At 64.3% G+C, this 11,952-nt stretch carries 10 protein-coding genes; 7 read left to right on the top strand and 3 right to left on the bottom strand.

Translation table 11 applies throughout. The features are described 5' to 3' along the window. Positions 1-11: 11 nt before the first annotated feature. Entirely contained in the window at positions 12-1,544 is a 1,533-nt protein-coding gene (locus AC0L23_RS29445; protein WP_473357638.1) for a bifunctional aminoglycoside phosphotransferase/ATP-binding protein, read from the bottom strand. 193 nt (positions 1,545-1,737) lie between these two features. On the opposite strand from AC0L23_RS29445, the gene AC0L23_RS29440 reads away from it, so the two are divergent. The 5 genes from AC0L23_RS29440 to AC0L23_RS29420 all read left to right on the top strand — a co-directional run bounded on the left by AC0L23_RS29440 (position 1,738) and on the right by AC0L23_RS29420 (position 8,457). Then, the gene (locus AC0L23_RS29440) at positions 1,738-2,577 is read left to right on the top strand and encodes a universal stress protein (protein ID WP_473357637.1); all 840 of its coding nucleotides are present in this window, start codon (positions 1,738-1,740) and stop codon (positions 2,575-2,577) included. Positions 2,578-2,646: 69 nt separating this feature from the next. Beyond that, complete coding sequence (locus AC0L23_RS29435) at positions 2,647-5,340, top strand: bifunctional acetate--CoA ligase family protein/GNAT family N-acetyltransferase (RefSeq protein WP_473357636.1); 2,694 nt, start codon at positions 2,647-2,649, stop codon at positions 5,338-5,340. Positions 5,341-5,443: 103 nt separating this feature from the next. Beyond that, positions 5,444-6,580, top strand: a complete 1,137-nt coding sequence (locus AC0L23_RS29430; protein WP_473357635.1) for an ABC transporter permease — start codon at positions 5,444-5,446, stop codon at positions 6,578-6,580. Between the two features lie 2 nt (positions 6,581-6,582). Beyond that, positions 6,583-7,350 carry an ABC transporter ATP-binding protein gene (locus tag AC0L23_RS29425; RefSeq protein WP_473357634.1) on the top strand — a complete coding sequence of 256 codons (768 nt, stop codon included), beginning with the start codon at positions 6,583-6,585 and terminating at the stop codon, positions 7,348-7,350. Positions 7,351-7,353: 3 nt separating this feature from the next. Further along, positions 7,354-8,457, top strand: a complete 1,104-nt coding sequence (locus tag AC0L23_RS29420; protein ID WP_473357633.1) for an ABC-type transport auxiliary lipoprotein family protein — start codon at positions 7,354-7,356, stop codon at positions 8,455-8,457. A 6-nt stretch (positions 8,458-8,463) separates the two neighbouring features. On the opposite strand, the gene AC0L23_RS29415 is transcribed toward AC0L23_RS29420, so the two are convergent. After that, positions 8,464-8,781 (bottom strand): c-type cytochrome, encoded by a 318-nt coding sequence (locus AC0L23_RS29415; RefSeq protein WP_473357632.1) that lies wholly within the window; start codon positions 8,779-8,781, stop codon positions 8,464-8,466. A 148-nt stretch (positions 8,782-8,929) separates the two neighbouring features. On the opposite strand from AC0L23_RS29415, the gene AC0L23_RS29410 reads away from it, so the two are divergent. After that, positions 8,930-9,640, top strand: a complete 711-nt coding sequence (locus AC0L23_RS29410; RefSeq protein WP_247369620.1) for a helix-turn-helix domain-containing protein — start codon at positions 8,930-8,932, stop codon at positions 9,638-9,640. A 496-nt stretch (positions 9,641-10,136) separates the two neighbouring features. Further along, positions 10,137-10,865, top strand: coding sequence for a Crp/Fnr family transcriptional regulator (locus AC0L23_RS29405; protein WP_018454810.1), 729 nt, complete (start codon positions 10,137-10,139; stop codon positions 10,863-10,865). Here the strand turns inward: AC0L23_RS29405 and AC0L23_RS29400 are convergent. Further along, positions 10,862-11,638 carry a cyclase family protein gene (locus AC0L23_RS29400; protein ID WP_162496280.1) on the bottom strand — a complete coding sequence of 259 codons (777 nt, stop codon included), beginning with the start codon at positions 11,636-11,638 and terminating at the stop codon, positions 10,862-10,864. The genes AC0L23_RS29405 and AC0L23_RS29400 overlap by 4 nt on opposite strands. Positions 11,639-11,952: the final 314 nt, after the last annotated feature.

The following is an 11,952-nucleotide window of genomic DNA, read 5'->3' as shown; positions in this document are numbered from 1 at the left end:
TGCAGATTGCCTTACTTGCTCTCGGCGATCGCGTCCCGGCAGTTCTGGAGCGCCTGCTCTTGCGTCCCGGATGCATCGATGGTCGCCCAACCGACATGGCCGATATTATAGTGCTCTTGCAGCGCGGCAACCTCTTGCGTGGCGTCGGATGCGTCGCCCCGGCGGCCTCCGATCCGCGCCTGCCGGATCGCGAGGTCTGCAACCAGAAACAGGCCGCTCAGTGGCACGTTACGCTCGCGCGCCAGTGCGGCAACCGCGTCTCGTTCGTCCTCACGGGCGAACACGCCGTCGATGATCGCTGAATGGCCTTGCGCCAGCACCCGCCCCGCGCGCTGAGCCAATATCTCGTAAACGCGGGCCGTGACCTCCGGTGTGTATGCGGATGCCGGCAGGCGGTCCGTTTCCTCGACCCCTAACATCTGCTTGCGGACAAGGTCGCTGCGCAGCACGACGGCGCCCGGCTGCGGCGTAACGTCGGGCGCGAGCGCGCGTGCCAAAATCGTCTTTCCGGTGCCTGACAATCCGCCGATTGCAATCAGTCGGGGAGCGGGCGGCTGGATCAGGGCGCGGGCGAGGCCAAAATAGCGCCGTGCACCGTCGAGAATGCTGGGATCACCGGAATGCGGCGGCTTCAGCCGTGCCAGCGCGACCTGGGCGCGGATCGCCGCCCGGATGGACATGAACAGCGGCAGTGCGGAGAGCGCGTCGAGATTTTCGACTGAAGTCGCGGCGAGATAGCGGTTCAGCACGATATTGGCCGCGCGTGGCTGATCGTGGTGCAACAGGTCCATCAATCCGAATGCGAGATCGTAGACCACGTCGGTGGTTGCCATCCGGGCGTCGAACTCGATCGCGTCGAACAGCACCGGCCGCTCGTCGATCGACACGATGTTCGCAAGATGCAGGTCCCCATGGCACCGGCGCACGAAGCCTTGACGGCCGCGCTCTTCGACCAAAGGCCGGAGGCGGAGGAACATTGCGTGCGAGTCTCTGCCGAGTTCTGCGATCTCTTCGGTTTCGAAATGATTGCCGGTCCGCAGGCCATTGCTGTTGCCATCGATCAGGCCGGGGATGGAGGAAACCCATGCGTTGCCGTCGGCGCGAACAGCCTGCGCATGCGAAGCCGCGATCGCGTCGGCGACAGCCGAGGCAAAAGTGTCATCCAGCGCTCCGGCCTTGGCCAGATGATCCAGCGTCCGGCTTTCGTCGAAGCGCAACATGTCGACCGCATACTCGATCGGCCGGCCGCTTCCGTCCACCTTCACCGATCCATCGGGCTCTTCCGTGATCGCCACAACGCGGTGATAGATCTGCGGCGCCAGCGGCCGGTTGATCCTGATCTCCTCCTCACACGCCGCCTTGCGCTTCTCGAGCGTGGAGTAATCGAGGAATGGAAACTGCACGGCGCGCTTGATCTTCAGAGCGCGTCTGCCTTCAAGAAAGACCGAAGCTGCGTGCGTATCGATCCGCCTCACGTTCGGATGACCTACGGAATCGGTGAGCGCCGCAAAGATCCGGTCCTGGGTCGCAGAATCGTCTGTCATTCCAGCTGGTACGTCCAGATGCGTCGGAAGGCTGTTCGCCCCGCGATCAGGGTAATCCATAGAAGCAGATCGCGGCCAGTCCTTGACTTCAGTCAACGCCTGTCTCCTTCCGGCCGGTCGAAGTTCCCGGGCTTGACGAGGATCAAGCGTCCCGACCAAAGCCAGCCTATTCTGGCGCCTGAGGAGAATCCCGATGCCGATCAAGGACGTCTTTCTGCCGCTCGTCGGCCAGCCACGCGGCCCGGCCCTTGCTGCGATCGAGAAATGCGTGGCCGTTGCCACCGACCTCGGCGCCAGGATCACCGCGCTTGCACTCGAGGAGGATGTCTTCGTGCGGCCGAAGGTGATGCTCCCCGATAATTCCGATGCGGCCGAGGCAAACGGGCCGCTTGGGGCGGGCGACACGCAGCATCTCCTGGATGCGTTCACCCGTGCAACCTCCCGCACCGGCATTCGCGCTCAAAGCCGATCGGCCAAGGTGCCGGCAGACCAGATCGCGTCAGTCCTGGCCGAGCACGGACGCTTCAGCGATCTCACGCTGCTCCCCGTGACGCCACACGACAGCCGAACCGAGCACATCATCGAGACGCTGCTGTTCGAATCCGGACGGCCAGTGCTGCTCTGCCCGGAGCAGCATGTGGACGAGCTGCGCCCGGAATTCGAGAACGTCATGATTGCCTGGGACCACTCCGCGCGTGCGGCACGTGCGGTCGGCGACGCGCTGCCTATCCTTCAGGCAGCAGCCCTAGTCCGCGTGGTAACCGTGGCGGACGACAAGTCCGACGCGATCGTGCAACCCGGGACGGCTCTCGTCGATCATTTGAGGGAACACGGGGTCTACGCCTCGTTCGAAACCGCGAAGGGTAACGGCAGCTCGATTGGCAAGGTGCTCGGAAGCTGGGCGAATTCCCATGCCATCGATGCGATCGTGATGGGCGCCTACCATCATTCGCGCCTGAACGAGATCGTTTGGGGCGGTGTGACAAAGACCGTCATTGGCGAACCACCGTGCTGGGTTATGCTCTCGTACTAGGCGGATCGCCAGTTTATCGGCCTGATCGTCAACCATCGGAACCGCCACCGACCGGGCGCATTTGCTTTCATGTCAATCTATCGTCTGAAGAACCTGCTGTCGCCGCGTTCGGTTGCGCTCGTCGGTGCGAGCGCCCGCCCGGTCTCCGTTGGACGCGCCGTTCTGGAGAACATCCGTAAGGCCGGATTCACGGGACAGTTCGGCCTCGTCAATCCGCGCCATGCCGAGATCGGCGGCGTCGCGGCCGTGGACAGCCTCGATCAATTGCCGTTCTTGCCCGAGCTTGTGATCATCACCGCGCCGGCGTGCGCGGTTCCCGGCATTGTCGATCAAGCCGGGCGGCGCGGCTCGGCGGGTGCCCTGATCGTCTCGGCCGGGCTCGGCCACGGACCGGGGTCCCTGCACGAGGCCGCCGTCACTGCGGCCCGCAAATACGGCATGCGGCTGATCGGGCCGAACTGCTTGGGCATTATGATGCCCGGCGTGAGCCTCAACGCGAGTTTTGCCGCGCACATGCCGGGGCCCGGGAATCTCGCGCTGATCTCGCAATCGGGGGCGATCGCGGCCGGCATGGTCGATTGGGCCGCGCAGCGCGGCGTCGGCTTCTCCGGCATCGTCTCGATCGGCGATCAAATCGACGTCGATCTTGCCGATCTGCTCGACCATTTCGCGATGGATCACAAGACCCGCGCGATTCTGCTCTACATCGAAGCTATCAAGGACGCGCGCAAGTTCATGTCGGCCGCGCGCGCTGCGGCGCGCGTGAAGCCCGTCGTCGTGGTGAAGTCCGGGCGAATGGCGCAGGGCGCGAGGGCGGCTGCCACCCATACCGGTGCGCTTGCGGGCGCCGACGCCGTCTACGACGCGGCGTTCCGCCGCGCGGGTGTCCTGCGGGTCTCTGATCTGCGCGAGCTGTTCGATTGCGCCGAGACGCTCGGCCGCGTCGAGTCGCCGGCGGGAAAGCGCCTCGCCATCCTGACCAATGGCGGCGGCATCGGTGTTCTCGCTATTGACCGATTGGTCGAGCTCGGCGGCATTCCGGCGACCATCTCGGCGGACGCGCGCAAGAAACTCGACGAGGTGCTGCCGCCGACCTGGTCCGGCGCAAATCCCGTCGACATCGTGGGCGACGCCGATGCGTCGCGCTATGCGGCGGCGCTCGAGGTGTTGCTTGCCGATCCCGACAACGATGCGGTCCTCGTCCTCAACGTGCAGACCGCGATCGCCTCGGCTGCCGATATCGCAACGATGGTGACCGAACGAGTCAAGGCATATCGCGAGAAGCACCGCAGTTGGGCCAAGCCCGTGCTCGCCTCGTGGATCGGAGCAGACCAGAACATCATCGAAACACTGTCCGGCGCCGGCATCCCGAACTATCCGACCGAGGATGACGCCGTGCGCGGCTTCATGTACCTCGTGAGGCACCGCGAAGTCGTGGAGGAACTGAGCCAGGTCCCACCCGCAATGCCCGACACGTTCGTGCCGGACGCACGTGCCGCAAGACAGATCGTAGCTGCTGCCATCGCAGACGGCCGCCAATGGCTCGAACCCGTCGAGATCAAGCACCTGCTCGAAGCCTACGATATCGCGATGGTGCCCACATACACGGCGGCCGATGTCGAGCAGGCGGTGGCCTACGCGGAAGAAATCTTCGCGCAAGGCGCCACCGTCGTGCTGAAAATCATGTCGCGCGACATCGTCCACAAATCCGATGTCGGCGGCGTCGTGCTCAATCTCACCATGCCTGAGGCGGTGCGCACCGCTGCCACCGACATTATCGCTCGGGCGAGAAAGCTGCGTCCCGAAGCTCGCATCGAGGGCGTCATCGTGCAGGCGATGGTGGTGAAGGCTAAGGCGCGCGAGTTGATTCTGGGCCTCGCCGACGATCCGACCTTCGGCACGGTCGTTGTGTTCGGCCGCGGCGGGACCGCGGTCGAGATCATCAACGACAAGGCGCTTGCGCTTCCGCCGCTCGATCTGCAACTGGCCCGCGACCTGATCGACCGCACGCGCGCGTCCCGGCTGCTTCGCGCTTACCGGGACGTGCCGGCGGTGAAGCCCGACGCCGTCGCCATGGTCCTGGTCAAGCTGGCGCAGATGGCCGCCGACATTCCCGAGATCCGCGAATTCGACATCAATCCGCTGCTGGCGGATGAAACCGGCGTGACCGCGGTCGATGCCCGCGTCGCGGTCGGGCCGCCGCAACGGAAGTTTGCCGGCTCCGGCGCCGCCAACTTCGCGGTTCGGGCCTATCCGTCGCAATGGGAGCGCCGCCTCAAGCTCAAGGAGGGCTGGCGGATCTTCGCGCGGCCCCTGCGTCCGGAGGACGAGCCGACCATCCACGCATTCCTGCGTCATGTCACGGCGCACGATCTTCGTCTGCGTTTCTTCGCGCCGATGAAGGAGTTCACTCACGAGTTCATCGCGCGCCTGACCCAGCTCGACTATGCGCGCGCGATGGCATTTATCGCATTCGACGAGGCGACCGGCGAGATGGTCGGCGTTGTCCGACTCCATTCGGACTCGATCTACGAGAGCGGCGAATATGCGATCCTGCTGCGGTCCGATCTCAAGGGCAAAGGTCTGGGATGGGCCCTGATGCAGCTGATCATCGACTACGCGAGATCGGAAGGCCTCAAGGCGATCTCGGGTGATGTTCTCAGGGAGAACACCACCATGCTGGAGATGTGTCGCCAGCTCGGCTTCGATGTGAAGCCGGATCCGACCGAGCCGGATATCTGCGATGTCAGGCTGAAGCTCTGAGCGCGCCGCTACAGCTGGCCTTGAGACAGGTCAAGCCGGCCGCCCCATGCTGGCCTAGAACTGCCGGCTGAACGGGACCCGGTTGTCCCGATGAGGTGGAAGCGTGAACTCCGAACCGCTGTTGCTGGCGAGGCCCTCGGGCGAAGAGCTGAAATTGTGCCCAGAAGGGCCGTGGATTGCCGCGAACGTGTCGCTGCTGGAGACGTTGTCCCGGTCGGTCGGGGCGGATGTCGATCGATCCAGAGCCGTGACGCTGGACATGTCGGGCGTCAGCGCGCTTGACACGCTCGGCGCCTGGGTCCTGGAAAAGCTTTCGCGCAGGGCTTCATCATCCGGTCAAGCGGCCGAGTTTATCGGTGTCGCCGACCATTTCAGCGGCCTGATGGAGGAGGTGCGTCAGGTCAACCGCCACACGCCGCTGCCGGCGCCCGCACCCAACCCGGTTCTGCTCAGACTGAACGATCTCGGCAAGTCCACGGTCGGCGCGCGCGAAGACATCACGATCTTTCTCCAAATGCTGGGCGCGTTGTTCATGGCCGTGATCGGCGTGCTGCGCCGGCCGCGCTCGCTGCGGCTGACATCGCTGATCTATCAGCTCTACCGCATCGGCTGGCAGGCCATCCCCATCGTCGTGCTGATCACCTTCCTGATCGGCGCCATCATCGCCCAGCAGGGATTCTTCCATTTCCGCAGGTTCGGCGCGGAGTCCTACACCGTCGACATGGTCGGCATCCTGGTGCTGCGCGAGCTCGGCGTGTTGATCGTCGCCATCATGGTCGCCGGCCGTTCGGGAAGCGCCTACACCGCCGAGCTCGGCTCGATGAAGATGCGCGAGGAGATCGATGCGCTCTCGACCATGGGCCTCGATCCCGTCCACGTCCTGATTCTGCCGCGGGTTGCGGCCCTGGTGATTGCGCTGCCGATCCTTGCCTTCATCGGATCGATTGCCGCACTCTATGGTGGCGGCCTGGTCGCGCAGTTCTACGGCGGTATGGCGCCGGCGATCTACATCGCGCGGCTGCACGAGGCGATCTCGGTCACCCATTTCGAGGTGGGCATCCTGAAGGCGCCGTTCATGGCGCTGGTGATCGGGGTAGTCGCCTGCAGCGAGGGCTTGCGCGTGAAGGGCAGCGCCGAATCGCTGGGACGACAGACCACGACGTCGGTGGTCAAGTCGATCTTCCTGGTGATCGTGCTCGACGGCCTGTTCGCGATCTTCTTCGCCTCGATCGGAATGTGATCATGGGCGAATCGCAAGAGCAGTTCGCGATCCGCGTCCGCGACCTCGTGGTCGGCTTCGGCCGACAGACCGTGCTCGATCATCTGTCGCTCGACGTGCGCCGGGGTGAGATCCTCGGGCTCGTGGGGGCGTCCGGTGGCGGCAAGTCGGTGCTGATGCGAACCATCATCGGCCTCATCCCGCGCCAAGGCGGGACCATCGAGGTTACGGGACGGCCAATCGGCGGCCCCACCGAAGGCGCGGCCACGACCTGGGGCATCCTGTTCCAGCAGGGCGCGCTGTTCTCCTCGCTGACGGTCCGGCAGAATATCCAGTTTCCGCTCCGTGAAAATCTCGTCCTGTCGCAGGAGCTGATGGACGAGATCGCGATCGCCAAGCTCGAAATGGTCGGGCTGCGGCCCCAGGATGCCGATAAATATCCGGCGGAGCTATCCGGCGGCATGACCAAGCGCGTGGCGCTGGCGCGTGCGCTCGCGCTCGATCCGCCGATCCTGTTCCTGGACGAGCCGACCTCAGGCCTCGATCCGATCGCGGCGGGCGATTTCGATGCGCTGATCGGGACCCTGCAAAAGACCCTCGGCCTCACCGTGTTCATGGTCACCCATGATCTGGCGAGCCTGACCACGGTCTGCGACCGCGTCGCCGCTCTCGCCGACGGCAAGATCGTGGCGATCGGTCCGATGCGCGAACTGCTGCAATCCGAGCATCCCTGGGTGCGCGCCTATTTCCACGGCAAGCGCTCGCAGATGCTGCAACACGAGATGAGATGAGACATGGAAACCCGCGCTCCCTACGTGCTGATCGGCAGTTTTGTCCTGGCCGCGATCCTCGCGGTGTTCGGCTTCGTCTATTGGCTGAACAACACCGGCGGGATCGGGCCGCGCACCAGCTATCACGTGCAATTCCAGGGCCCGGTGCCCGGTCTTCTGGTCGGCGCCGGCGTGCTGTTCAACGGCATCCGCGTCGGCGAGGTCACCCAGCTCGGGCTTGCGCCGGACAATCCACGCTTTGTCAATGCGACGATCTCGGTTGCTTCAACCACGCCGGTGCGTGCCGACAGCAGGGTCGGGCTCGATTTCCAGGGGCTGACCGGCGTGCCGGTGGTGACGCTGGAGGGAGGCGTCATCGTCACTAAATCCGGCGAGCCCCATACCTTGATTGCCGAGGCCGGTGCGGGCCAGAGCATGACGCAGGCCGCGCGCGATGCACTGCGGCGGGTCGACACCGTGCTGGAGGACAATTCGGGCCCGCTGAAGGACACCATCGCCAATCTCAAGACCTTCTCCGACGGGCTTGCGCGCAATACTGGCAAGATTGACGGCATTTTGGCGGGCCTGGAGAAGGTGACCGGCGGCGGAACGCCGGCGCAGAAAGTCACCTATGACCTGCGCACGCCGCAGAACCTCGGTCCGGCCGGCAAGACGCTCTCGGCGTCACTGGCCATCCCCGAGCCGACAGCGGTCGCCATGCTCCAGACCCAGCGCATGCTGTTCGCGCCGGGCGGCGATAATCCGGGCTTTGCGGACTTCCTCTGGGCCGACAGCATTCCCAAGCTGATACAGGCGCGTCTGATCGACAGTTTCGAGAACTACGACATCGCCCACGCGCCGTTGCGCACGGCCGATCTCGGGCAGGCGGACTATCAGCTGCTGATCGACATCAGGCGCTTCCGCATTGCCACCGAGCGGGAGACGCGGGTCGAGATCGGGCTGTCGGCGCGGATCGTCGACAAGAACGGCAAGGTGATCGCCTTGCGTCTCGTCGAGACCAGCGAAAAACTCGACAAGATTGTGCCGGCCATGGCGGTCGCAGCGTTCGATACGGCCTTCACGCGCATCGCGAAGGAGCTGATCGGCTGGACGGTGCAGGCGGTGTGACGCCGGCTATTCCAGGGTCTTGAGGTAGGACAGGAGATCGTGGATCTGGTCCGGACTGAGCTCGAAGGCCGGCATGTCGGCGTGGCCGGTGTTGATGCCCTCGGCCAGCGCCTCCCCAAGGCTCTCGATGGGATAGCGCTGGTGCAGGGTCCGCAGCGGCGTTGCGATCTTGAGCGGACTGTTCGACGCACGGTCGATCGCGTGGCAGCGCGCGCAATTGGCTCGCGCATAGGCCTTGCCGCGTTGTTCGGCGGTCGGGGCAGCCAGGGCAGGCGTCATCAGAAGCAACCCAATCAACCCGTGACGCAGCATTCCTTGCAGCATGTAAAGTGACCCCGTTTAAGTCTGGGAGAAGAATAGGGCGGGGATTCCCTCCAAAATTGATCTGGGTCAACCGGCTTTGGCGCACTGCAGTAAAATGCAGTTGCGCGGCGGAATGGGCCTGATGGGCAGCCGGCGCTTGGAGCGGTCGATGAAGCCCGTAGTCACGATTGAGCCGAACTGGCAGCTCTGCAGCGATTGCGCCGTCCGCGCATCAGCGGTCTGTTCGTCTTTGGATGCGGTCGAGCTTCGGGAATTCGAGCATCTCGGTCGACGCGTCCATTTTTCCTCAGGCGAGACTGTGTTCTGCGAGGAGGACATCACGACCTCGTTCTACAATCTGCTCGAGGGCGTCATGCGGCTGTACAAGCTGCTGCCCGACGGCCGCCGGCAGATCGTGGGCTTTGCCTTGCCCGGCGATTTCCTGGGGATGAATATTTCGGGCAGGCACAATTTTTCGGCCGATGCGATCGGCGCGGTGACCGTATGCCAGTTCGCGAAGTCACCCTTCGGCCGTTTCATCGAGGACCGGCCGCATCTCCTCAGGCGGATCAACGAGCTGGCGATTCGCGAGCTGAGCCAGGCCCGGGACCACATGGTCCTGCTCGGTCGCCGTTCGGCGGACGAAAAGGTTGCGGCCTTTCTGCTCGGCTGGCGCGAGCGGCTGGTCTCGCTGAAGCGGGCGTTGGACACGGTTCCGCTTCCAATGAGCCGCCAGGACATCGCCGACTACCTCGGCCTGACCATCGAGACCGTCAGCCGCACCTTCACCAAGTTGGAGCGCCACGGCGTGATCGAGATCATTCATGGCGGGATCAGCCTGCTCGATCCGGCGAAGGTCGAGGCCTTGGCCGCAGCCTGATTCCGACGCAGCGCGGCTCGATTTTGATCGGGATCAATGCATTCGGCCGGGTGCCCCGAATAATGCTCAAAACCACAGGGGAGAGCATCATGCCGGCTGACGCGTTGCTTATGAGCACCATTGTCGTGGCAATCTTTGTCACATTCGCCGGGGCCCTGGCCTGGGCAGACCGGCAAACCAGTGCAGCCCGGCCCGAGTCCGACGTCAAGCGTCGAAGCTTCTGAGATCACCCTCCCATCTTGCGGCGCCGCGGGGCGGGCTATGCCGTGCGAGTTCGGGAGGCTTGGCAGCGCCTCAACGCAAGGTGGCGTGCGGCACTTGCAACTCTGCATCGACTGGGACGCATTGGCTCATCCTTCGGCTGCCGGCTTTAGGCCTGACCGCGGCATTTTCGCCGCGTTCGCCTCAGATAGGGTGCATGCTTTCCGGTTGAAAAACTGGGCTACACTGACTACGCAGGGACCCCAGTGCCTCGCAGTCTTAGGAGCCCAGTGGCGTGCCTCAGGACAAGACCGGCGACGACCCCCGACAAGCGGCGGGGAATAAATTATCGGTCCTGCGCAAGCACCCGATCTTTGCGGATCTGGAGCCGGAGGCGCTGGATCAGCTCTGCCGTTACGCCAAGCACACCACGGTGAAGCGCGGCGCGACGATCGCTGCCAAGGGCGATCCCGGCAACAATCTGTTCGCGGTGATCACAGGGACGGTGAAGATTTCCTCTTCGTCGCCCGACGGCCGTAACGCCATTCTCAATCTGATCGGTCCCGGAGAGATCTTCGGCGAGATCGCGGTGCTCGACGGCGCCCCCAGGTCGGCCGATGCGACCGCCAACACCAATTGCGAGCTCTACATCATCGATCGCCGGGACTTCCTGCCGTTCGTGAAGAGCCAGCCGGCGCTCGCGATGAAATTCATCGAGCTGCTCTGCGCGCGCCTGCGCTGGACCAGTCAGCAGGTCGAGCAGGTGATCCTGCAAAATCTGCCGGGCCGGCTTGCGAGCGCGCTGCTCGGCCTCACCGAAGAGCGCAAGTTCGACTCCGGCAGCGGCACGCTCGCCATCACGCAGCAGGAGATCAGCGAGATGGTGGGGATGACGCGCGAGAGCATCAACAAGCAATTGCGCGCCTGGGCGGGCCGCAACTGGGTTCGCCTCGAGCACGGCGCCATCGTCGTGCTCGACATTAATGCCTTGCGCGAACTCGCCGAGAGCGGGCTCGACAGCTAGCTGTCGATGATCGCGACGGCGCGGGTCCAGCCCGCGGAGGCCCGCTCGATCTTCACCGGAAAGCACGCGACGGTGAACCCGGTCGAAGGCAGCTGGTCGAGATTGTGCAGCTTCTCGAGGTGGCAATAGCCGATGTGCCGCCCCGCCTTGTGGCCCTCCCAGATCAGGCCGGCATCTTTCGTTTCGGCATATTTCTTCGCGGTGTGGACGAACGGTGCGTCCCAGCTCCAGCCGTCGGTGCCGGTCAGCCGCACGCCGCGTTCGAGCAGATACATGGTGGCCTCGTAGCCCATGCCGCAGCCTGAGCTGACATAATCGGCTTGGCCGAACCTGGCGCCGGCGCCGGTGTTGACGACGACGATCTCCAGCGGCGACAGCGCATGCCCGATCCGCCTCAACTCCTTCTCGACGTCGTCGGCGCTCGCCACGTAGCCGTCGGGCAGATGCCGGAAGTCGAGCTTCACGCCGGGCTGAAAACACCATTCCAGCGGGACCTCGTCGATCGTCCATGACCGCTCGCCGCGATTCATGGTCGGATGGAAGTGCCAGGGCGCATCGAGATGCGTGCCGTTATGGGTCGACAGCGAGACCTGCTCGACGGCCCAGCCCTGGCCGTCCGGCAGATCCTGTGCCGTGAGGCCGTCGAAGAACTGCAGCATCCGCGGCAGGCCCTGCTGGTGATCGATGTACTGGATCGTCGGGTGATTGCCCGGCGGATCCGCCGTCACGTCGTTTCTGAGCGGCACGGAGATGTCGATCAGCTTCCGCGGCATAGGCATTCCTCGGGATGTCCGTTTTGCTTCGCAGCATCTTGAGAGGACCGCACCGGCGGCGTCAAGCAACGCGCATGAACGCTTGCCGCGCCAGACGACATATGATTTCGGAAAAACTGGACGAGGAGCCGGCTGTCTGCCCAAAGCCGGTCTGATCCATCGATGCAACTCTAGCATTGATCGATGCCGGATTTGGCTTGGACAGAGAATGCCGCGCGCCCTAGGGACGACGATGGCGCTTGACTTCACACCGGAAGTGGAGCGACCCAAGGCGGCCCGCAGCATCTGCCCAACGATATAATCACCTCAGGAGG

Source organism: Bradyrhizobium sp. MI1.4, assembly GCF_055811315.1.
Note: the sequence above shows the minus strand (reverse complement) of the source record. Positions and strands in the feature narration are given on the sequence as shown.